This window comes from Agromyces archimandritae (assembly GCF_018024495.1).
Taxonomy (GTDB): domain Bacteria; phylum Actinomycetota; class Actinomycetes; order Actinomycetales; family Microbacteriaceae; genus Agromyces; species Agromyces archimandritae.
This window is the reverse complement of the sequence record NZ_CP071696.1, coordinates 1,544,048-1,564,583: the sequence shown is the minus strand read 5'-3', so window position 1 is coordinate 1,564,583 and position 20,536 is coordinate 1,544,048. Positions and strand designations below refer to the sequence as shown.

Sequence of the window (20,536 nt, the reverse complement as noted above, 5' to 3'; positions counted from 1 at the left end):
CGCAGACGACACGGCTGCGGAGGGCGTCGCGGCGGGCGGATGAGGCCGGGCGCGCGGTGAGGGACGGGTAGGTGCCGGGTGTGGATGCCGCGCGGTCGGACGAGGGCCGGGAGCCGGGGTGCGCGGTGATCGGGTGCGTGCCGCCTCGCGCGGCGCCGGTGTTCTGCGCAATGCAGGAGTGCAACCGTGTCGAGGGGCGTTCTCCCGCATGGGCGGGTGCGACACGCCGTGCGTGTTCCTGCATTGCGCAGACGATGCAGTTGCGGAGGGCGTCGCGGCAGGCGGATGAGGCCGGGCAGGTGGTGAGGGACGGGTAGGTGCCGGGTGTGGATGCCGCGCGGCGCGGATGCCGGGCGCGGATGCCGCCGGGCGCGGATGCCGCGGGGGCGGATGCCGGGCGCGGATGCCGCCGGGCGCGGATGCCGCGGGGGCGGATGCCGGGCGCGGATGCCCCGGGGCACGGATGCCGGGGTGCAGGTGCCCGAGCGCCCTCCGGCTACTCCGCAGCCGGGGATGCGGCCGCCGCCGCGGGCACGCCGTTGGCGTGCGCCGGGAGGCGGCGTTCCAGTACGAGGGCGAGCACGGCGACGCCGAGGCAGCCGGCGACCATGACGGCGATGTAGATCCCCGAGAGGCCGTGGTCGAGCAGGAGCCCGGCGACGACGGGGCCGAGGATCGCGCCGGCCTGGAACGATGCCGAGTTGACCGCGTTCGCCCGGCCGCGGCTGCGGTCGTCGGCGAGGTCGTTCACGATCGCCGGGATCGAGGGCTGCATGAGGGTCTCGCCGAAGGCGAAGACCCCGGTGAACGCGAGCACTCCGGCGACCGCCGCCCAGGAGCCGGGCAGCAGCCCGGCGGTGCCGAGCAGCATCCACGACACGGTCCAGATGAGGGCCATGACGATGAGCACCCGGGTTCGGCGGTGCCCGGCGATGCGGTTCAGCACGGTGAACTGGAGCAGCACGATGACGGCGGTGTTCACGGCGAACGCGAAGCCGATTGTCTGCGTCGACACTTCGGCGACGCCGCGCGCATAGGCGGGGAAGCCGGCCTCGAACTGCCCGTAGCCGACGAAGACCGCGAGGAACGACAGCAGGGTCATCCAGCGCACCGCGGGTTGTCTCAACAGGTGCAGATAGCCGACGGATGCCGCAGGGCCCTCGCCTTCGACGGGCGCCGGCACCGTGTGCACGCGCCTGAGCGGCCCGAGCAGCAGCGCGATCGGCACGAAGCAGCTGACGGCGTCGATGAGGAAGATGAGGGTGAAGGTGAAGGGGTCGGCGACGTCGATGAAAAGACCGCCGATGATGCCGCCGAAGCCGATCCCGAGGTTCACGAGCGCGAAGTTCACGCCGAAGTAGCGCTGCCTGAGCTCGCCGTCGACGACGTGCGCGATGAGGGCGTTGTTCGCCGGCCACGAGGCGCCGAAGTTCACGCCGATGAGGCAGACGGCGATGGTCGCGGTGAGCGGATGCGTCGCGTACGCGAGCAGCGTGCACCCGGCGATCATCGACACGAGCGAGGCGAGCAGCACGGCGCGCGCCCCGAAGCGGTCGGTGAGGGCGCCGGAGGGGGCCGTCACGATCAGGCCGGTGACGGCGATGAGGCTCATCAGCAGCCCCGAGAAGCCGAGGTCGAAGCCGCGCACCTCGCTCAGGTAGATGATCGTGAAGGGCAGCGTGAGCCCGCGCCCGAACGTCGTGATGACGACGGTCGACAGCAGCCACCGCCCCTCGGTGGGAAGCGCCGCCCAGAACCCTCGCATGCCGTGCACTCGGCTATTCTGCACGGCCCCGCCGACATCGTCGTCGGCCGGGCGGATGATTCGGGATGACCGGCGGATGACCCGCGCGGTCGGCTGCGCAACGAGGCGCGGGTTCAGGCGGGGGTGGATGCCCCGGGCATCCGCCGCAGCCGTCGATGCCCGGCGTGCGCGCTCGCCTCGGCGAAGCCGAACCGCCGGCACAGCCGGATCGCGGGGCTCGCCGCCCACAGCTCCACCTCGACGGGGCATCCGGCCGCCTCGGCGGTGGAGGTGATCTCGGCGAGCACGGCGGTCGCGATGCCGCGCCCCCGGGCGTCGGGGCGGACGTACCCGTCGAGGATGCACAGGCATCCGTCGCCCGCGGCCGTCACGATGTAGCCGATGACCTCGCCGCCGCGCTCGATGAGCATCGCCGTCGCATCGCCCGTGCACAGCCGTTCGAGGCGCGCGTCGCGCTGCATGGCGATGAGCGAGGCCGCCGAGTCGAGGTCGATTTCGTCGAAGACCTCGGTGGCGAGTGCCTCGACGAGGCCGATGAACGCGGGATGCCACATCGGGATCGTCCGCAGCCTGAGGGGTTCGGACGCGACACCCGAGGGCGCGGCCCCGGATCTGCCCGCCCCGGCCTGCCCGGCCCCGGCCGCCTGCCCGGCCAGCCGGCCTGCCGGCCCGACTCCGGGGACGGCCGTGATCGGCCCCGTCCTGACCGAGGCGACGGCGCAGCGCGTCGCGCGTGCCTCCGATGCGACGGTGCGATCCGTCGGCGAGATGACGTCCATCCGACCCCCCAAAGTGCCCCCCGGCACCCGGCACACCTTAGCGCTGTCCGCGCTCCGCCGAAAGGGGGAGGCGGCGACGCCCCCGCTCAGCCCTCCGGCCGGATCCCGTTTCGCGGGCGTTGGGCTCCGGCCTCGCCCCAGTTCGCGAAGCTCGGCGGCTCTCGAACCTCGATACGGGTTGCCCGGCCGCGGGTCGGATCGCCATAAGCGAGATTCGGCTGTCAACAACGTACCAATTATGGTACGGTATTGCCCGCGAGGTGATCAGATGGGATATCGGCAAGATCTGTGGGAGATTGCAGCCTCTCGCAACGGAGTCGTCACGGTCGCCGAGGCGGAGGATGCAGGCGTGCCTGCCGTCGAGGTGCGGAAGCTTGCCGCTCGCGGCGCGCTCCGGGCCTACGGGCAGGGCGTCTACACGCACCGTGACGTGCCGACGACCCCGTTGACCGAGCCGACGATCGCCGTGGCACTCGCCGGGGAAGAGGCCTTCCTGCATCGTGAATCCGTGCTCGATCTGTTCGGGATCGGGCGGTTCAATCCGCCGAAGGTGCGTGTGGGTACGCGTCGCCGTGTGCGGCGCGCGCTGCCGGGATGGATGGAACTCGAGAACCGATCCGATGTGCCCGATGAGGACATCACGGCGTACGAAGGCATCCCGGCGACGACCGTCCGGCGGGCGCTGGACGACATGCGTGATCGCATGCCGCCGGACCGATGGGACGGCATGGTCGATGAGGCGCTCAGGCGAGACCTGATCGACGAGCACGACGCAACCGACCGGAAGACGGTGCAGCCGTGAACGACGCGACACCGCCGCTGAACGTGACTCAGCTCAATGCCAGGCTCGCGCAGGTCGCTGCCGCGCTGAGCATCCCCGTCGCTCGTGCGCGCGTCATGCTCTGCACGCTGATCGTGTCGCAGATGCTTCCCGACGCCGTCGCCGTCAAAGGCGGCATGGGAGTGAAGTTGCGCTTCGGCGAGCGCGGCACGCGCGCCACGTCCGACCTCGATGTCTCCACCCGCGTCCGTGGTGAGGAGTTCGAGCAGGCGTTCCGCGCGCGTCTGGCCGAGGGCTGGGGAACGGTGCCGGCGTCGAAAGGCGCGCAGCGCCGCAACCCGGATGCGCACGCGCGGAAGGGGCTCGACGGCGAACTCGTGCAATTCGGCGCGTACTTCGGCTTCGGGAATCTGCAGCCCGTAGAACTGATCGATCTGGAGTATCAGATCGCGCAGAAGCTCCACGCCGTCACCGATCCCACCTACGTGCGAGCGCATGATCTGGTCGACCTGCAGCTGCTGTGGAGCGCCGAGCCCGATCTGCTCGTCGTGCAAGACCTGTGCGTGCGCACGTTCGGCTGGCGACGCCAACAGGCCTGGCCGCCGCTCCCGTTGCGCCCGATGGACGGCTGGGAACTCGCGTACGCCGATGCACGTGCGGAAACCGAGATCGACGGCGGCACTCCCGTGCTGCCGGACGTCGTGGCGGCGCGCCGATGGCTTGAACGGGTCATCGGCCTGATCGTCTCGTCGCCCGCCGTCGATTGACACCGGCGACGCCCCCGGTCAGCCCTCCGGCCGGATGACGATCTCGGCGAGCGGCAGGCGCGTGCGCGGCGCGGATTCCCGGGCGAGGAAGCGCTCGTCGAGCTCGTCGATCGGTCCGAGCATGCCGACGGCGGTCACCGAGACGACCCGCATGCCTTCGCCGAGCCCGAAGGCGGCGGCGATCGCGTCGGCGTCGAAGCCGCCCATCTGGTGGGTGTGCAGCCCGTCGTGCTGGGCCTGGATCGTGAGGTGCGCGACCGCCTGGCCGAGGTCGTAGAGCCCCCACGGCATGGGCGTGCCGTCGTCGCCGACGGTGCGGGCGACGTTCGCGATGAGCACCGAGGCGCGGTCGGCCCAGACGCGGTTGAAGTCGCGCATCGTCTCGTGGATGGCGTCGAAGGCCGCCTCGCCGCGGCGCGCGACGATGAAGCGCCACGGCTGCGTGTTCGCCGCCGACGGCGCCCAGCGGGCGGCCTCGAGCATCGTCTTCAGCTGCGCTTCGGGAACGACGGCCTCGGGGTCGAACGCGCGAGGGCTCCAGCGTTCGATGAGCGGGTCGATGAGGGGCGCGTCGGTGTCGGCGGCACGGCTGGCGATGTCGGTGATGAGGGTCAATTCGGGCCTTTCTCGGGTGTGGATGCCGCGGCGCGCACGAACTGCCCGCGCGCCCGACGGCAGCGCGGCCGGCGCTGCACCGGGGGCACCCTGTCTCGAACGCGCACGCGTCGCCGCGCATTCCATGACACCGCATAGAGCCTCCGTGCTTCCTGTGCCCGGCATGTCGCATCCGTCCCGCATCCACCCTCGCCGCCTCGCAGCCCCCACTCGCTACGCTCGAAGCATGCTTGCGACGATCATCGACGGCGCGCACGAGGTGCGCGTGGAACATGTGCCCGACCCCGTCATCGCCGATCCGACGGATGCGATCGTGCGGGTGGTGGCGTCGTGCGTGTGCGGTTCCGACCTGTGGCGCTACCGAGGCATCAAGCAGGTGACGCCGGGTTCGCGCATCGGGCACGAGTTCATCGGCGTGGTCGAGGCGACGGGCGACGCGGTGGATGCCGTGAAGACCGGTGATTTCGTCATCGCCCCCTTCTACGTGTGCGACGACACGTGCGTGAACTGCCGGAACGGGGTGAGCACGTCGTGCCTGGCGGGGGAGTCGTGGGGTGCTCTCGATCGCAACGGGGTGCAGGTCGACGGCGGGCAGGGCGAACGGGTGCGGGTGCCGCTGGCCGACGGCACCCTGTTCGTCGTCGACGGCGACCCGGTGCGGACCGAGGAGATTCCGGGGCTGCTGAGCCTCAGCGACGTCATGGGCACCGGGCATCATGCGGCGGTGTCGGCCGGGGTGGGGCCCGGCGACACGGTCGCCGTCGTCGGCGACGGCGCGGTGGGCCTGTGCGCGGTGATCGCGGCCAAGCGCCTCGGGGCGACGACGATCATCGCGATGAGCCGCCACGAGGATCGCGCGGCCCTCGCCCGCGAGTTCGGCGCCACCCATGTCGTTCCGGAACGCGGCGACGAGGGCGTGGCCCGCATCCGCGAGCTCACCGGCGGCATCGGCGCCGACCGAGTACTCGAGTGCGTCGGCACGAAGGAGTCGATGGATCAGGCGATCCGCTCCACCCGCCCCGGCGGCATGGTCGGCTACGTGGGCGTGCCGGCCGGCGGCCCCGAACTGCCGATCGGGCGGCTGTTCGGCACGAACGTCGGCGTGAACGGCGGCGTCGCCCCGGTGCGCGGCTACATCCCCGAGCTCATCGACGATGTGCGCAGCGGACGCATCCACCCCGGCCGCGTCTTCGACCTCGAGCTGCCCCTCGTCGACGCCCCGGAAGCCTACGCGGCGATGGACGAGCGCCGCGCGATCAAGGTGCTGCTGCGCCCGTAGGGGGTGAGCGGATGCCGGTGCGCCCCGGCATCCACTCGGCGATGGATGCCCGGGCCCACGGCATCCACCCCCGCACTCGTCAGCGCGCGAGCTCTTCGCGGATGCCGGCGACGAAGGCGTCGATGTCGGCTTCGGTGGTGTCGAAGGAGCACATCCAGCGCACCTCGCCCTTGGCCGCGTCCCAGTCGTAGAAGCGGAACCGTTCCCGCAGGCGGTCGGCGACGCCGGGCGGCAGGATCGCGAAGACGCCGTTCGACTGCGTCTCCTGGCTGAAGCCGAGGCCCGGCATCGACCCGTCGGCGATGCCGGCGTCGAGGGCGTCGCGCAGGCGGCGGGCCATCGCGTTCGCGTGCGCGGCGCTGCGCAGCCACAGGTCCCCCTCGAGCAGGGCGATGAACTGCGCCGACAGGAACCGCATCTTCGACGCCAGCTGCATGTCGAGCTTGCGGAGGTACTTCATGCCGGGCGCCGCCTCGGGCTCGAACACGAGAACGACCTCGCCGAACATGAGCCCGTTCTTCGTGCCGCCGAAGGTCAGCGCGTCGACGCCCGCGTCGCGCGTGAAGGCGCGGAGCGGCAGGCCGAGGCTCGCCGCCGCGTTCGCGATCCGCGCGCCGTCCATGTGCAGGCGCATTCCGGCGGCGTGCACGTGGTCGGCGATGGCCCGGATCTCCTCGGCCGTGTACGCGGTGCCGAGCTCGGTGGTCTGCGTGATCGAGACGACCGCCGGCTGGGTGCGGTGCTCGTCGCCCCAGCCCCATGCCTCCCGGTCGATGAGTTCGGGGGTGAGCTTGCCGTCGGGGGCGTCGACGGTGAGCAGTTTCATGCCGCCGACGCGTTCCGGCGCGCCGCCCTCGTCGGAGTTGATGTGGGCGGTGGATGCCGCGATCACCGCCCCCCATCGGGGCTGCATCGCCTGCAGCCCGGTGACGTTCGCGCCCGTGCCGTTGAACACGGGGAAGAACTCGATCCCGGCGCCGAAGTGCGCTTCGAACACCTCCTGCAGGCGGGCCGTGTAGGCGTCCTCGCCGTAGGCGACCTGGTGGCCGCCGTTCGCCGCGGCGAGCGCGTCGAGGATCTCGGGGTGCACGCCGGCGTAGTTGTCGCTGGCGAAGCCGCGGTACTGGGGGTCGTGGAGGGTGCTGTCGGTCACCGATCCATCCTCGCACCGGACGGCGCCCGGGCATCCACTCGCGAAATGGATGCCCGGGCGCACGTCCCCCGTGCGGCACCCCGCACGCCCCCGCCCGTTCAGCCGCGCAGCGCCTCGCCGAGCTTCACACGCGCACCCATGCGCAGCAGCGAGTTCGAGTACACGCGCTCCCCGATGAGGATGACGAGCGCCGTCGACGCCACGAGCACGGCGAGCGAGACGAGCGGCTCCCACCACGCCGCCTGCTCGAGGAAGATCCGCATCGGCATGCCCACCGGTGCCGAGAACGGCACGTAGCTCATGATCGTCAGCACGAGCGAATTGTCGTTGAAGAACACGACGAGGAAGTACGGGATCATCACGAGCATCGTGATGGGCGAGGTCACCGAGCCGATGTCCTCCGACCGCGACACGAGCGCGGCGGCCGCGGCGAACATGGCGGCGAGCATCACGAAGCCGACGAGGAAGAAGACGACGAACCACGCGATGCTCGGCCCGAGGCCGGCGACGACGACGTCCTGACCCGTCACGAGCAGGCCGATGATCGCGACGGCCGCGATCAGCAGGATCTGCCCGAACGCCATGAGCGAGTTGCCGACGACCTTGCCCGTGAGCATCGCCCGGCTCGACACGGTCGACAGCAGGATCTCGACGACGCGGGTCTGCTTCTCTTCGACGACGCTGTACGCGATCGTCGAGCCGAACGTCGTCGCGGCCATGAGGAAGACGATGCCGAAGCCGAGCGCGACGAAGTACGCCAGGAACGGGTTCGGGGCGTCGGGGTTCAGGATCTCGACCTGCGGCGGGACGGAGAGCATCTGCACGACCGTGTCGGGGGCCGAGTCGAGGCCGATGACGGTGGTGGATGCGGCGTCGCCGCCGGGCACGACGATCGCGTCCACGTCGCCGTCGCGGAGCATCCGTTCGGCTTCGGCGCGGTCGCCGGCGGCGACGACGTCGAGGCCGCGGTCGGCGACGGCGGCGGACTGGCCGACGACGGCGACCTGGGGCGGTTCCGTGTTCTGCGCGGCGAACCCGCCGATCACGATCGAAGCGAGCACGGCGAGGGCGAGCAGCGCCGTCGAGACGAGGAACGATTTGCTGCGCACGCGGGAGGAGATCTCGCGGCCGGCGACGAGGCCGACGGCCTGGGTGAAGCGCGGTGCGCGGGGCGCCTCGGCGCCGGTCGCGGGGCGGAGCACGGCGGGATCGGTCATCGGACGACCTCCTTGAAGATCTCGGCGAGGGTGGTCTGTTCGCGGCCGAAGCTCACGACCTCGCCGGCGGCGACGGCCGCGGCCAGGGCGGCCCGGCGGGCCTCGGGGTCGTCGGCCTCGAACACGGCCCAGCCGCCGTCGAAGTCGATCACGTCGATGCCGGGCTGCTCGCGGAGCCACCCCGCATCCCCGGCGAGGAGGACTTCGTAGCGGGTGGATCCGTGCTGCTCGCGGAGCGCATCGCGGCCGCCGGCTGCGCGGATGCGACCGCCGGCGATGATGACGAGGTCGTCGCAGAGGCGTTCGACGATGTCGAGCTGGTGGCTGGAGAACAGCACGGGCGCGCCGCCGGCGGCGTAGTCGGTGAGCACCTGCTGCACGTTCTCGACCGCGATCGGGTCGAGACCCGAGAACGGTTCGTCGAGCACCAGCACCTCGGGGCGGTGCACGAGCGCGGCGGCGATCTGGGCGCGCTGCTGGTTGCCGAGGGAGAGGGATTCGACGGTGTCGTCCAGACGTTCGCCGAGGCCGAGGCGCTCCAGCAGGTCGGTGGCGTTGCGGGTGGCGGCGGCCGTCTTCCAGCCGTGCAGGCGGGCGAAGTAGACGATCTGCTCGAGGACCTTCATCTTCGGGTACAGGCCGCGTTCTTCGGGCATGTACCCGAAGCGTCGCCGGTCGTCGGGGCCGATCGGGGCGCCGTCGATCGTGACGGTGCCGCCGTCGGCGGCGAGCACGCCGAGGATGATCCGCATCGTGGTCGTCTTGCCGGCGCCGTTGCCGCCGACGAAGCCGGTCATGCGTCCGTCGCCGACGGCGAACGAGACGCCGTCGAGCACGCGTCTCGTCCCGAAGGACTTGTCGATTCCGCTGAGTTCGAGCATGCTTCCACGCTATGGATGCCGGGGCGCGGCGGCATCCGCCGCACGGCCGGTTTCCGGGGCGCCGGGCCGGCGCGACCTCCGCCGTGCGGGGGAGGCCGACGGGGTGGACATCGGTCCACGACCGCTCGGCGATGTCGGAGGTGCGGGTTAGCCTGCCGGAATGACTGGGGAACCCTCGAACGGCGCCGCCGGACCGGCCGACGCTGCGGCATCCACCGACGCCGCGGCATCCACCGGCGCTGCGGCATCCACCGGCGATCCTTCGCCGCCCGCGCACGGCATGCGCACCTTCCTGCAGGTGCTCGTCAACACGATGGTCGCGAACGTCACGACGAGCTACCTGTGGTTCGCGCTGACCTTCTGGATCTACCTCGAGACGCGATCGGTGCTCGCCACCGGCGTCATCGGAGGGGCGTACATGCTCTTCGTCGCCGTGTTCTCGATGCTGTTCGGCACCATCGTCGACCGGCACCGCAAGCACGCCGTGATGGTGCTCTCGAGCCTCGTCACGGTCGCGGCGTTCGGCGCGGCCGGCGTGCTGTTCCTGCTGCAGCCCGAAGCGGCCCTCATCGACATCGGCGGGCCGTGGTTCTGGCTGTTCACCGGCATCATCCTCTTCGGCGCCGTCGTCGAGCACATGCGCAACATCGCCCTGTCGACGACGGTGACCCTGCTCGTGCCCGTCGAACGGCACGCCAACGCGAACGGGCTCGTCGGCACCGTGCAGGGCATCGCCTTCATCGTGACGAGCGTGTTCAGCGGGCTCTCGGTCGGCCTGCTCGGCATGGGGTGGACGCTCGTGATCGCGCTCGCCGCGACCGCCGTCGCCCTCGCGCACCTGCTGTTCCTGCGCATCCCCGAGGCCGAACCGGTGCCCGCGGAAGGCGAGGCGGCCCCCGCGGTCGACCTGCGCGGGGCGATCGCCGCCGTGCGGAAGATCCCCGGCCTGTTCACGCTCATCTTCTTCTCGACGTTCAACAACCTCATCGGCGGCGTCTACATCGCACTGATGGACCCCTACGGGCTGACCCTGTTCCCCGTCGAAGCGTGGGGCGTCGTGCTCGGCATCTCATCGACCGGGTTCATCATCGGCGGCCTCGCCATCGCGAAGTTCGGTCTCGGCAAGAACCCGATCCGCACCATGCTGCTCGTCGTCGTCGGCATGGGCCTGCTCGGCGCCGTCTTCACGATCCGCGAATGGTGGCTGCTGTACGCCGTCGGCATCTGGTTCTACATGGCGCTCGTGCCCGCGGTGGAGGCCGCCGAGCAGACCGTGATCCAGAAGCTCGTGCCGTTCCGGCGGCAGGGCCGCGTGTTCGGCTTCGCGATGGCCGTCGAGTCGGCGGCCGCACCGATCACCGCGTTCGTCATCGCCCCCATCGCCGAGTTCGTCATCATCCCCTACATGAACAGCGAAGCCGGCCAGGCGACCTGGGGCTGGCTGCTCGGCGACGGCGAGGCCCGCGGCATCGCCCTCGTCTTCCTCATCGGCGGGCTCATCATGGTCGCCGTCGCCTTCCTCGCCTTCACCACCCGCGCCTACCGCATCCTCTCCGCCGAGTTCGCCGCCGGCGGCCCCGCCGCCTCCGCTGACTCGGCCGGCTCGGCCGGCTCAGGCGGCCCCGCCGGCTCGGCCGGCCCCGCCGATCCGGATGCCGCCGGTGCCGACGGCGCTGCGGATCCGGCCGCGGGCGGCGGAGCCGCCCGCTGAGCTCAGCGCCGGCCCACTCGCGTCCCCGCTCCTTCCGTCCCGTGCGCGCACCGCCACTTCTCCCTTCCGGGGGTCATATCCCGCCACTTTCGGGTGCTGGATCGCGGAAATGTGGCGGGATCTGACCCCGGGAAGCGTGCAGCAGCGGGTGGCAGTGCGGGGGCGGCCTGTGCGCGCGGTGCCCGCAGTGTGTGCAGGTGCACTGTTCTTCTCCCTTCCGGGGGTCGATTCCCGCCATTTTCGGGTGCTGGATCGCGGAAATGTGGCGGGATCTGACCCCGGGAAGCGGGTGGAAGGGTGGAGGAAGGGGCAGCGCGGAGGTGGTTGTGCGCGCGGGTGTCCGCAGTGTGTGCAGGTGCGCTGCTCTTCTCCCTTCCGGGCGGGGAGCGCAGGGTCAGTCGGCGGGGCGGGCGATGCCGTGCTCGTATGCGTAGACGACGGCGTGGACGCGGTCGCGCAGGCCGAGCTTCATGAGCACCTTCGAGACGTGCGACTTCACGGTCGCCTCGCCGACGTAGAGTCGCGCGGCGATCTCGGCGTTCGACAGCCCCTTCGCGAGCAGTTCGAGCACCTCGCGTTCCCGGTCGGTCAGGGCGTCGAGCCCGGGTGCGGATGCCGCGGGCGGCCGGATCGGGCCCGGCGCAACCGATTCGGCCGCGGCCGACGGGGTCCGTGCGGCGGACGGGGACGGTGCGGTGACGGGTGCGGCGGGCGCACCCGGTCCCGTGCTCGCCGGTGCGGCGGCGGGCGCCGCACCGGCATCCGCACCCGCCCGGCCGACGACCGCCTCGATCACGTGACGCGTCACGTCGGGCGCGAGGAGCGCGTCGCCGCGGCCGACGACGCGGACCGCCTCGAGGAGGTTCTCGGGGCTCGAATTCTTCAGCAGGAATCCGCTTGCGCCGGCGGCGAGGGCCTCGAAGAGGTAGTCCTCGCGATTGAAGGTCGTGAGCATGAGCACGGCGGCCCCGATGGCGGGGTCGGCGGTGATCGCGCGCGTCGCCTCGAGGCCGTCGACGCCGGGCATCTGTACGTCCATGCAGATCACATCGGGGTCGAGGCGCCGGGCCGCGTCGATCGCGGCGGCGCCGTCGGCCGCCTCGCCGACGACCTCGATGCCGGGGTCGGAGTCGAGGATCGTCCGGAAGCCGGCCCGCACGAGATCCTGGTCGTCGACGACGAGTACACGGACGGTCACGATGCCTCCTCGGGGGTGGATGCTGCGGGTGCGGCACCGCCGGCGGTACCGCCGGACTCGGCGTCGCCGGCCGGGGCGCTGCTCGGCGCGGCGCCCGCCGTGCCGCCACCGGGCGCGGCGCCCGGAGCCGGGAAGCGTGCCCGCACCCGGTACCCGCCGCGGGCGCGCGGGCCGAGTTCGATGGTCCCGCCGGCCGCGGCGACGCGCTCGCGCATGCCGATCTGCCCGAGGCCGGCACCGTTCGAGAGCGCCGATTCGGCGGCACCGCCCGCGGCATCCGCTCGCACCTGCCCGGTGTTCACGATCTCGACCTCGAAGGCGTCGGCCGTGTATCGCACGCGCACCTCGGCGGCCGCCGCCGGGCCGGCGTGCTTGCGCACGTTCGTCAGCGCCTCCTGCGCGATGCGGTACGCGCTGAAGCCGGCGAGCTGCGGAACCGGCCGCGCCGCCCCGACCTCCTCGAACGTCGCCGGGAGCCCGGCGGCGTTCGACTGCTCCACGAGCTCCGGGAGCTGGGCGAGCCCGCGCGTGCTCGCCGCATCCCCGCCCGCGCCCGCATCCGCCCCGCCGCGAAGCGTGCCGAGCAGGCGCTGCATCTCGTCGACGGCCTCGCGCGCGCTCGCCTCGATCGCCTCCAGCGAGGCCGCCGCAGCCGCCGGGTCGCGTTCGAGCATGAAACGCGCGGCCCCCGCCTGCACCCCCATGACCGACACATGATGGGCGACGACGTCGTGCAGTTCGCGGGCGATCCGCACCCGCTCGAGCGCGACCGCCTGCGCGCGCGTGCGCTCACGCTCGGCCGCGAGCTCGGCACTGCGCTGCTCGAGCGCCGCCCGCGTGCGCGCCCCGCGCCAGGCGTTGTCGCCGAAGAACCAGGCGCCGCCGAAGTACAGCAGATTCGTGAGGACGTTGATGAGCGAATACGCGATGTAGGGCGACATGGGCCCATCGCCGGAGCGTTCGATCTCCGGCAGGTAGTCGTCGACGTTCGACAGGTACGCGGACTGGATGAGCAGCCACGCGAACATCGCCGCCGTGACCGCCCCGCGCACGATGTTCGCCCGCAGACGGTTCGTGCTCCACGCGCCGACCGCGTAGAACGCCATGAACAGGGTGATGTTCGCGAACAGCGCCTCGCCGACACCGGCGATCGCACCGGTTGCGAACGCGACCGCGACGACGCCGAGCACGATCTCGGGGATGACGCGGCGCAGGGCCAGCGGCAGCGTGATCGCGGCGACCCACAGCACCACCGCCCATGCGGGAGCCTCGTCGTATGCGCCGGCTGCGCGGTACAGCAGCACGCTGATCGTCGTCAGTCCGGCGACGACGAGCGCGAGCCACAGGTCGCGGCGGCGCCCCTCGGGGCCGGGGCGCGGGCGCACCCATTCGATGCCGGGTTCGACGAGGGGTGCGGCGGGTGCGCCGTGGGCGGTGGATGCGTCGGGCGCGACCGCGGGTGCCGGCCGGTGCGGCCCGGGTGCGGATGCCGCGGGGCGCTCGGAATCGGTGGCGGCCATCTTCCTACGCTAGCGATGCGGGCGCGCGGGGGCATCCGCCGGCGGGACTCCGTCGTGCGGGGGAGGGCCGCCTCGTCGCGGGGGCGCCCCGCGAAGCCGATGTGCGGCGCAGGGCGGTGCGGCGCCGGGAGCGCCGCCCCCGGCATCGCGGGCCCCGCGCGGCGGCGCGCTCCGGCATCCACACCCGGCTAGCGTCGGAACATGACGACCGACACCGAGGCCCGGCCGGCGACCCGCCCCGCGAATCTGCCGTTGCGCAAGCGCCCGATCGACATCGCCTTCGCGATCGTGTTCACCCTGTTCATCGTGACCAGCTGCATCGCCGACATGGTGCCGACGCTCGGCATCGACTTCAACCAGCCGTCGTCGAACCCCATCGTCAACGCGAACTACTGGTACGCCGAAGGCACCGATCCGCTGTTCCAGAACCCGCCGGTGTGGATGCGGATCGTCACCGGCCTCTCCGCGTTCGTCTACCTGGCGTTCTACCTCGTGCTCGTGCCGGCGCTCATCCGCGGCTGGAACTGGATCCAACTGCCCGCCGTCATCTACGCGACCATGATCGCGTCGATCACGGGCATCATCGTCTTCGGCGTCGAATTCTTCGGCGAACCCGAATGGGTGACGCCGAACCCGGCGAAGTTCCTCGCGTTCAACCTGCCGTACGTGCTCATCCCCCTGCTGCTGCTCGTCCGCATGCGCAAGCCCCTGCCCTTCACCCGGCGGTTCTGAGCCGGCGGATGCGGCCCGGTCCGCCGCCCGCGGCGGCGAAGTCGCGCGAAATGCTGGTTCCGGAGGCCGGGACGGTTCATTCGCGCGACCTCGCGCCCGCGAGCGGGCGAGACCGCTCCCTGGGATGACCCCTGGAATGGGGGTTGACTGGGCCGGCAGAGCTTGTTTCTCGCCGAAGGGCCGCTTAAGATCGGCTGGATGCCGGGTACCCCCTCGAACCCCGACTCGCGGCGAGCGTCGCGCGTCCGTCGCGGCGAGCGCCGACGGCCCGCAGGCCGGCCGCCGCGCACCGCACGCGGGTTCCGCGGAACCGTTCGATCGGCCGCCGGAACCGTCGCCGCGACCGTTTCCGTCGCCGCACACCGGATCGCCCGCACGGCCGGCGCCGCCTCGCGCCGTGCCCGGGCCGCCCTCGCGCCGCTCCGCCGTCGGATGGTACGGATCGGGCGCCTGACCAGGCTCGCCGTGCGTCGCGGCATCCACCGTGCGTCGCTCGGGCACCCCGAGCGCCGCGGCGCGGCCTCAGGTCGGCGTCTCGTGCTGCTCGGCGCCGGTGCCCTCGCGACCGTCGCCATCGCCGGGTTCGCGATCAACACGGGCGTGCAGGCCGGCGTCGGCAACGGCGGCGATGTCGGCGCGGTGATCGACGCGATCGAGGCCGGCGAGTCGCTGCCGTACGACGACGCCGACGAGGCGGTCGCCGGCGACGGAACCCTCGGCACCCCGATCAAGGGCGGCGCACCCCGCGACGACGACGCAACCGACACCCCCGACCCCACCGTCGAGCAGCCGAGCCCCACCGGGAAACCCGAGGAGCCTGCCACGCAGCGCCCCACGCCGACCCCGACGCCGCCGGTGACCACGCAGCGCCCGCATCCGCCGGTCTCCCAGGACCCGGCCGACCCCATGTCGCCGAAGTACAACCCGTACACGACGCCCGGCGACCCCGCGTTCGTCAGCGACGCCGAGCGCCGCGCCTGGCTCGGCCGCGAAGCGGTCGTCCGCGAGTGCATGGCCGACGCCGGCTTCGAATACCTCGAATGGCAGTGGTGGTTCGGCGGCAGCCCGCAACCGCAGAACCTCGGGTCGGCCACGGCTGCGTGGATGCAGGCCCTCCGCGGCTCCGGATCGGGCTCCGCCGAGGGCTGCGAAGCCGTCGGGCAGCGCGCCGCCGACGAAGCCGAAGCCGCCGGCACCCCGCTGCAGGGCGAACTGCTGCCGCAGCCCGACGGGCCGACCGAGCGCGAACAGTGGATCCAGTTCCAGGATGCGGTGCGCGGATGCATGAACACCGCCGGCCAGGAATACCTCTACTGGGAGCACTGGAACCCCGCATACGAGAGCACCGACGGAGCCCTGCCGGCGATGCCCACGGGGCTCGACAAGGCCGAGCGGGCCGCGTGGGAAGACCTGCTCTACGGCGGCGCCGCCAGCAGCGAGGGCGCGACCTCGGGCTGCTGGGCGCAGGGCGCCGCCGAAACCGGCTACGCCTCCTGGCGCTGAGCGCGCCCGGCATCCATACGCATTCTGCTGCTGGGGCCACCCGAAGAGGGGCTTGGGGAGTAGGAAGATATCTTCCTAAACTCGGCTCATGCCGCGCAGACGTGAAGGAACGCTCCTGCCGCTCGAGCTCTCCATCCTCGAAGCGGGCCTCGAATTGCAAGCCGCCGACGGAGACTTCTACGGCTTCGCCCTCGCGAAGCGCATCGCCGAGCACGCGGGCGATTCCGGCGCCCTCACCGCGCACGGCACGCTCTACAAGGCGCTCGGGCGCCTCACCGAGGCCGGCCTGCTCGAATCCGAGTGGGAGGATCCGGCCGCGTCCGAACGCGAAGGCCGCCCCCGGCGGCGCCTGTACCGGGTGAGCGGGCTCGGCGAGCGCGCCGCGAGCGCGGCCGCCGCGGCGCAGGCTGCCGCGCGTGCGGCGGCCGCTCCCCGGACGGCGCCCGTCGGCAAGGCGGCGCTCGCATGAGCGGGGGCGTCACGGCATCCGCACCCGACGGCGCGGCAGGCGCACGGGCATCCACCCCCGACCCCGTGTCGGCGCGGCGCCACGCGAACGCATCCGCACCCGACCCTGCAGGGCCGACCGCCGCGGTCGTGCGGCTCGCCCCACGGTGCGAACTGCCGCGCGCCGAACGCTTCGTCATGGCGTGGTGCCGTTGGTACACGGCCGACCTCCCCGGGCCGGTCGCGACCGAGCGGCGCGCCGAGCTCGCCTCCGACCTCCATGAGCATCGGGTGGATGCCGGCGCCTCCGCCGGTCGCGCGATCGTCGGCCGCGCGCTGCACGGCATGCCCGCCGACCTGGCCTGGCGCCTCCGCACCCTTCGCCGGGAGAGTGCCGAACCCGGAACCCTCCCGATCGCGATGCCCGCCGCCACTCACCTCGTGACCGCGCTGCTGCTCGCCTGGGGCGTTACCGTCATCGTGCACGCGCTGCGCGCCGCCGGCGCGACGGGCGCGTCGGCCGCGTCCGAAATGCTCGGCGCCGGCATCGTCGGCTTCGCCCTGGCATCCATCGGGGCGATCCTCACCCTCGCGCCCGGCCGGCGCACCCTCGGCGCCTTCGCGCTCGCCTCGGCCGCGTACATCCTGCTGCGCCACGGTATGTACGCCGTGTTCGCGGCGAGCACCACCATGACCGACTTCTACGTCTCGCAACCCGCGCAGGCGATCCTCGTGAACCGGGTGCTGACCGTCGCCGGCGTGCTGTACTTCGTCGCCATGGCCGTGTGGTGGGCTCCCGAGCCCGGCGCGCGTCACAGCGGTGCACGCCGTCGCGGGTTCGCACCGGCATCCACCGTCGAACAGGAGCACGTATGAACACGAAACGCCTCGCCGTGGGTGTCGGCGCGACCGCCGGGCTCGTCGGGGCCGTCGCCCTCGGCGCGTTCGCTTTCGGAGCCGCCGGTCTGAAGCTGCCCGAGCCGCCGAGCATCGCGATCCAGGCGGCCGCGACGAACGACGCGGTGGATGCCGCGCCCGCTCCGACCACGACCGCGCCCGCGGAGCCGACCGCCGAACCGGTCGCCGAACCGGTCGCCGAACCGGCCCTCGAGCTCGACCCGACATCGCCGAAATACAACCCCTACCTCACGCCGGGCGACCCCGAATACCTCAGCGAACAGACTCGCATGGAATGGCTCGGCGAGCAGCAGGTCGTGCGGGCGTGCATGCAGGAGGCCGGCTTCGACTATCTCGTCGACCCGTGGTGGATCGGCGGACAGGCGCAACCGAAGGGGCTCGACTACGAGACCTCGATCCTGTGGCTGCAGGCGTTGTACGGCGGAGACGCCGGCATGTACGACGGGTCGGCGCCGTGGGAGGATCGCGGCTGCATCGGCCGCGGTGAGCACGAAGCCGAACTCGCGCGCGAGGCCGGCACTCCGCTGACGGCGCCGATCCCGCCGATCGATCCCGCCCGGCCCACCCAGCGCGAGGTCGTGCTCGCGTACCATCAGCTCACCGCGGACTGCATGGCCGAGCAGGGCTTCGAGTACCGCGTCGTCGGCTGGTGGCAGCTGACGGACGAGGAACACCTCGCGGGAGACCCGGCACGACCCGCCGACCTGACGGCCGCGGAGGTCGATGCGTGGAACCTCGCGCTCTACGGGGATGCCGGTCTGGGATCCGCTTACCGCTGGGAGGACGCCGGTTGCGCCGGGTACGCGACCCACGCCTCGGGGCAGGACAACATGCACTGAGGGCGGCCCGGCGGGCGGTGCGGCGGCTGAGCGGCGGCCCCACGGCGCGGTCGGCTCCCCGCTTCCGGGGGTCGAATCCCGCCATCCGCGAGCGGTATCTCGCGGAAACGTGGCAGGAAACGACCCCGGGAACGGATGTGGAGTCGCGCGGCGCGCCTATGAGGCCCGCCGCCCCCGGCCGCCTAGCCGAGCGGGACGACGGCGCCGTTGGCGGGGGCGTCTGCGCCCCAGAGTCCGGCGATGGATGCCGCGAGGGCGCCCTCCAGGCCGGCGAGCGAGCGCACCCGGTAGGTGACGGCGGCCGCATCCGGCGACTGCTTCGCGAAGCCGTCGGCGAGCGAGGCCATCCACGATTCGCTCGCGGCCTTGACGGCGGCGTAGTTCGCGCCGCCGGCCGTGGGGTGCGGCACCGAGGTCGAGGAGACGATCGCGACCCGGCCGGCGTCGGAGGAGACGAGATCGTCCCAGAAGAACCGGCTGGTCAGCCGCAGAGCGGTGAAGGACGTTTCGAGGAAGCGGAAGTCCTCCTCGGTCTGGCCCGGGATGCCGCCGCCTCCGCGCCAGCCGCCGACGAGGCTCACGAGGCCGTCGATGTCGCCCACGCGGGCGTGGACGTCCATGACGAGTTCGAGCACGGCCCGGTCGTCGCCGAGGTCGCAGCGCTGCACGAGCAGGCCGGGGATCTCGGCGGCCGCGGCGTCGAGCCGGTCCTGCCGGGACCCGACGGTGATGACGGTCGCCCCGGCATCCACGAGGGCCCGGGCGACGGCGAGGCCCGACGCCGAGGTGCCGCCGCCGATGAGCACGGTGCGGCCGGCGGCTCCGGATGCCGTGGCGCGGCCCGCGGGTGCGGTGCTCACGGCATCCGCACCCGCGCCCGCGGTGCCGGTCTCGCCGGCCTCAGGCATCGCTGCGGCCGGTGATGCCGCGCGTCGACTCGATGACGTCGCCCATCTTCTTGTTCAGCGCTTCGTAGAACATCGACAGCGGGAACTCGTCGTCCATCACGAGGTCGGTGTAGCCCTTCGGCGGGCCGGCGAGCACGTCGCGCGGCAGCCCGTCGGCCCACACGGAGGCGGGGTTCGGGGCGAGCACGGATCGCACGAGGTCGTAGGCGGCGAGCCAGTGCACCGTCTTCGGGCGGTCGATCGACTCCCAGTAGAGTTCGTCGATCGCGTCGCCGAGGGCGACGACGGCAGCCGGCACGGCGTCCCAGTCGAAGGTGAGGCGCACGTCGGTCCATTCGAGGGCGTGCCGGCGGTGCAACCAGGCGAACAGCAGCTGCCCACCGAGCCCGTCGTAGTTGCGCACGCGCGATCCGGTGATCGCGAAGCGGAAGATGCGGTCGAAGATCACCCCGTACTGCACGAGTTCGGCGTGTTCGAGGAGCTGGGCGTCGAGGTCGTCGAGGGCCTCGCCGGCATCCACACGCCCGCGCAGGCGCTGCTCGATCTTGACCGACTCGCGGAACGCGGTGAGGTCGCAGCGCATCTCTTCGAGGGAGTACAGGAAGAACGGCATGCGCTGTTTGATCATGAACGGGTCGAACGGCAGGTCGCCGCGCATGTGCGTGCGGTCGTGGATGAGGTCCCACATGACGAACATGCGCTCGGCGAGAGCCTGGTCGTCGAGCATTTCGGCGAGGCCTGCCGGCAGTTCGAGCTCGGTGATCTCGGCGGCGCGCTTGACGACGCGGCGGTAGCGGGCGGCCTCGCGGTCCTGGAAGATCGCGCCCCACGTGAACGGCGGGATCTCGCGCATCGCGACGGTCTCGGGGAACAGCACCGCCGAATTCGTGTCGTAGCCCGGGGTGAAGTCGATGAGGCGCAGGCTCACGAACAGCTTGTTCGAGTAGTCGGTCGCTTCGAGGCGCGCGATGAACTCGGGCCAGATCGTCTCGACGACGAGGGCCTCGACATGCCGGTCGGGGGAGCCGTTCTGCGTGTACATCGGGAACACGACGAGGTGGCGGATGCCGTCGACGCGCTGCCGCTGCGGCTGGAACGCGACGAGCGAGTCGAGGAAGTCGGGCACGCCGAAGCCCTCGTCCCGCCACCGGTCGAAGTCCGCGATGGATGCCGCGAGGTACTCGGCCTCGTGCGGGAACCGCGGCGCGAGGCGCCCGATGGCGCCCGTGATCTCGGCGACGAGTTCGGCGGCGCGCGGCTTGTCGGCTTCCTCGGGCACCGAGCCGTCCTTGACCTGCAGGCCCTGCAGCTCGGTCGCGGCGGCCTTCAGCGCGACCCAGGCAGCGTCGGTCTCGACGCCGTCGGCGAGGGCGATCTGCTCGGGCGTCGCGCGGTCTTCGAGGACCTCGGGTTCGCCGACGACGGCGTCGATGGTGACGTTCGACATGATGACCCTCCGTTCCCCATTGGGCTTCGCGTGTGGATGCCGGGGCGCGATCGGCCCCTGGTTTCAGGCTAGGCCG

General features: G+C 72.1%; 19 protein-coding genes and 1 pseudogene. 10 read left to right on the top strand and 10 right to left on the bottom strand.

What is annotated here, in order from left to right; translation table 11 throughout:
- Nucleotides 1-496: 496 nt before the first annotated feature.
- Both G127AT_RS07070 and G127AT_RS07065 read right to left on the bottom strand, forming a co-directional pair.
- Nucleotides 497-1,765, bottom strand: coding sequence for an MFS transporter (locus G127AT_RS07070; RefSeq protein ID WP_210901912.1), 1,269 nt, complete (start codon nucleotides 1,763-1,765; stop codon nucleotides 497-499).
- Between the two features lie 113 nt (nucleotides 1,766-1,878).
- Nucleotides 1,879-2,544, bottom strand: coding sequence for a GNAT family N-acetyltransferase (locus G127AT_RS07065; RefSeq protein WP_210901404.1), 666 nt, complete (start codon nucleotides 2,542-2,544; stop codon nucleotides 1,879-1,881).
- Between G127AT_RS07065 and G127AT_RS16295 the strand changes: the two are divergent.
- The 3 genes and pseudogenes from G127AT_RS16295 to G127AT_RS07055 form a co-directional block, all read left to right on the top strand.
- Nucleotides 2,534-2,950, top strand: a pseudogene (locus G127AT_RS16295) (type IV toxin-antitoxin system AbiEi family antitoxin domain-containing protein); the annotation flags it as partial. The gene G127AT_RS07065 and the pseudogene G127AT_RS16295 overlap by 11 nt on opposite strands.
- Before the next feature lie 24 nt (nucleotides 2,951-2,974).
- Nucleotides 2,975-3,346, top strand: coding sequence for a hypothetical protein (locus G127AT_RS07060; RefSeq protein WP_244857814.1), 372 nt, complete (start codon nucleotides 2,975-2,977; stop codon nucleotides 3,344-3,346).
- Nucleotides 3,343-4,092 (top strand): nucleotidyl transferase AbiEii/AbiGii toxin family protein, encoded by a 750-nt coding sequence (locus tag G127AT_RS07055; RefSeq protein WP_244857812.1) that lies wholly within the window; start codon nucleotides 3,343-3,345, stop codon nucleotides 4,090-4,092. Before G127AT_RS07060 ends, G127AT_RS07055 begins: the two co-directional genes overlap by 4 nt.
- A gap of 18 nt (nucleotides 4,093-4,110) precedes the next feature.
- Here G127AT_RS07055 and G127AT_RS07050 read toward each other — a convergent pair whose 3' ends face one another.
- Nucleotides 4,111-4,698 carry a nitroreductase family protein gene (locus G127AT_RS07050; RefSeq protein ID WP_244857927.1) on the bottom strand — a complete coding sequence of 196 codons (588 nt, stop codon included), beginning with the start codon at nucleotides 4,696-4,698 and terminating at the stop codon, nucleotides 4,111-4,113.
- A 235-nt stretch (nucleotides 4,699-4,933) separates the two neighbouring features.
- On the opposite strand from G127AT_RS07050, the gene G127AT_RS07045 reads away from it, so the two are divergent.
- Nucleotides 4,934-5,986 (top strand): zinc-dependent alcohol dehydrogenase family protein, encoded by a 1,053-nt coding sequence (locus G127AT_RS07045; protein ID WP_210901400.1) that lies wholly within the window; start codon nucleotides 4,934-4,936, stop codon nucleotides 5,984-5,986.
- Between the two features lie 79 nt (nucleotides 5,987-6,065).
- Here G127AT_RS07045 and G127AT_RS07040 read toward each other — a convergent pair whose 3' ends face one another.
- The 3 genes from G127AT_RS07040 to G127AT_RS07030 form a co-directional block, all read right to left on the bottom strand.
- A complete protein-coding gene (locus G127AT_RS07040; RefSeq protein WP_210901398.1) occupies nucleotides 6,066-7,139 on the bottom strand; it encodes a threonine aldolase family protein in 1,074 nt (357 codons plus the stop codon).
- Between the two features lie 98 nt (nucleotides 7,140-7,237).
- Nucleotides 7,238-8,356 carry an ABC transporter permease gene (locus G127AT_RS07035; protein ID WP_210901396.1) on the bottom strand — a complete coding sequence of 373 codons (1,119 nt, stop codon included), beginning with the start codon at nucleotides 8,354-8,356 and terminating at the stop codon, nucleotides 7,238-7,240.
- Nucleotides 8,353-9,237 (bottom strand): ABC transporter ATP-binding protein, encoded by an 885-nt coding sequence (locus tag G127AT_RS07030; RefSeq protein ID WP_210901394.1) that lies wholly within the window; start codon nucleotides 9,235-9,237, stop codon nucleotides 8,353-8,355. The genes G127AT_RS07035 and G127AT_RS07030 overlap by 4 nt, the downstream gene beginning before the upstream one ends.
- Nucleotides 9,238-9,517: 280 nt before the next feature.
- Between G127AT_RS07030 and G127AT_RS07025 the strand changes: the two genes are divergently transcribed.
- On the top strand, nucleotides 9,518-10,948 hold the full coding sequence (locus tag G127AT_RS07025; protein WP_210901906.1) for an MFS transporter: 1,431 nt from the start codon (nucleotides 9,518-9,520) through the stop codon (nucleotides 10,946-10,948).
- 394 nt (nucleotides 10,949-11,342) lie between these two features.
- Here the strand turns inward: G127AT_RS07025 and G127AT_RS07020 are convergent, their stop codons facing one another.
- A complete protein-coding gene (locus G127AT_RS07020; protein WP_210901904.1) occupies nucleotides 11,343-12,149 on the bottom strand; it encodes a response regulator in 807 nt (268 codons plus the stop codon).
- On the bottom strand, nucleotides 12,143-13,666 hold the full coding sequence (locus G127AT_RS07015) for a sensor histidine kinase (protein ID WP_210901392.1): 1,524 nt from the start codon (nucleotides 13,664-13,666) through the stop codon (nucleotides 12,143-12,145). Before G127AT_RS07015 ends, G127AT_RS07020 begins: the two co-directional genes overlap by 7 nt.
- A gap of 201 nt (nucleotides 13,667-13,867) precedes the next feature.
- On the opposite strand from G127AT_RS07015, the gene G127AT_RS07010 reads away from it, so the two are divergent.
- The 5 genes from G127AT_RS07010 (at nucleotide 13,868) to G127AT_RS06990 (ending at nucleotide 18,105) form a co-directional block, all read left to right on the top strand.
- Complete coding sequence (locus G127AT_RS07010) at nucleotides 13,868-14,398, top strand: EXPERA domain-containing protein (RefSeq protein ID WP_210901390.1); 531 nt, start codon at nucleotides 13,868-13,870, stop codon at nucleotides 14,396-14,398.
- Between the two features lie 198 nt (nucleotides 14,399-14,596).
- Nucleotides 14,597-15,901 (top strand): hypothetical protein, encoded by a 1,305-nt coding sequence (locus G127AT_RS07005; protein ID WP_210901388.1) that lies wholly within the window; start codon nucleotides 14,597-14,599, stop codon nucleotides 15,899-15,901.
- Nucleotides 15,902-15,989: 88 nt separating this feature from the next.
- The gene (locus G127AT_RS07000; RefSeq protein ID WP_210901386.1) at nucleotides 15,990-16,370 is read left to right on the top strand and encodes a PadR family transcriptional regulator; all 381 of its coding nucleotides are present in this window, start codon (nucleotides 15,990-15,992) and stop codon (nucleotides 16,368-16,370) included.
- A complete protein-coding gene (locus G127AT_RS06995; RefSeq protein ID WP_210901384.1) occupies nucleotides 16,367-17,224 on the top strand; it encodes a hypothetical protein in 858 nt (285 codons plus the stop codon). Before G127AT_RS07000 ends, G127AT_RS06995 begins: the two co-directional genes overlap by 4 nt.
- Entirely contained in the window at nucleotides 17,221-18,105 is an 885-nt protein-coding gene (locus G127AT_RS06990) for a hypothetical protein (RefSeq protein ID WP_210901382.1), read from the top strand. Before G127AT_RS06995 ends, G127AT_RS06990 begins: the two co-directional genes overlap by 4 nt.
- A gap of 182 nt (nucleotides 18,106-18,287) precedes the next feature.
- Here G127AT_RS06990 and G127AT_RS06985 read toward each other — a convergent pair whose 3' ends face one another.
- Both G127AT_RS06985 and G127AT_RS06980 read right to left on the bottom strand, forming a co-directional pair.
- A complete protein-coding gene (locus G127AT_RS06985) occupies nucleotides 18,288-19,013 on the bottom strand; it encodes an SDR family NAD(P)-dependent oxidoreductase (RefSeq protein ID WP_210901380.1) in 726 nt (241 codons plus the stop codon).
- Nucleotides 19,006-20,460: a DUF6421 family protein gene (locus tag G127AT_RS06980; RefSeq protein WP_210901377.1), complete on the bottom strand. Its 1,455-nt coding sequence runs from the start codon at nucleotides 20,458-20,460 to the stop codon at nucleotides 19,006-19,008. Before G127AT_RS06980 ends, G127AT_RS06985 begins: the two co-directional genes overlap by 8 nt.
- Nucleotides 20,461-20,536: the final 76 nt, after the last annotated feature.

Excerpts from the sequence above, each read along its gene's own strand:
- G127AT_RS07070 (WP_210901912.1), bottom strand. The coding sequence starts at position 1,765 with ATGCGAGGGTTCTGGGCGGCGCTTCCCACCGAGGGGCGGTGGCTGCTG.
- G127AT_RS07065 (WP_210901404.1), bottom strand. The coding sequence starts at position 2,544 with ATGGACGTCATCTCGCCGACGGATCGCACCGTCGCATCGGAGGCACGC.
- G127AT_RS07045 (WP_210901400.1), top strand. The coding sequence starts at position 4,934 with ATGCTTGCGACGATCATCGACGGCGCGCACGAGGTGCGCGTGGAACAT.
- G127AT_RS07035 (WP_210901396.1), bottom strand. The coding sequence starts at position 8,356 with ATGACCGATCCCGCCGTGCTCCGCCCCGCGACCGGCGCCGAGGCGCCC.
- G127AT_RS07030 (WP_210901394.1), bottom strand. The coding sequence starts at position 9,237 with ATGCTCGAACTCAGCGGAATCGACAAGTCCTTCGGGACGAGACGCGTG.
- G127AT_RS07025 (WP_210901906.1), top strand. The coding sequence starts at position 9,518 with ATGCGCACCTTCCTGCAGGTGCTCGTCAACACGATGGTCGCGAACGTC.
- G127AT_RS07015 (WP_210901392.1), bottom strand. The coding sequence starts at position 13,666 with ATGGCCGCCACCGATTCCGAGCGCCCCGCGGCATCCGCACCCGGGCCG.
- G127AT_RS07010 (WP_210901390.1), top strand. The coding sequence starts at position 13,868 with ATGACGACCGACACCGAGGCCCGGCCGGCGACCCGCCCCGCGAATCTG.
- G127AT_RS07005 (WP_210901388.1), top strand. The coding sequence starts at position 14,597 with ATGCCGGGTACCCCCTCGAACCCCGACTCGCGGCGAGCGTCGCGCGTC.
- G127AT_RS07000 (WP_210901386.1), top strand. The coding sequence starts at position 15,990 with ATGCCGCGCAGACGTGAAGGAACGCTCCTGCCGCTCGAGCTCTCCATC.
- G127AT_RS06995 (WP_210901384.1), top strand. The coding sequence starts at position 16,367 with ATGAGCGGGGGCGTCACGGCATCCGCACCCGACGGCGCGGCAGGCGCA.
- G127AT_RS06990 (WP_210901382.1), top strand. The coding sequence starts at position 17,221 with ATGAACACGAAACGCCTCGCCGTGGGTGTCGGCGCGACCGCCGGGCTC.
- G127AT_RS06985 (WP_210901380.1), bottom strand. The coding sequence starts at position 19,013 with ATGCCTGAGGCCGGCGAGACCGGCACCGCGGGCGCGGGTGCGGATGCC.
- G127AT_RS06980 (WP_210901377.1), bottom strand. The coding sequence starts at position 20,460 with ATGTCGAACGTCACCATCGACGCCGTCGTCGGCGAACCCGAGGTCCTC.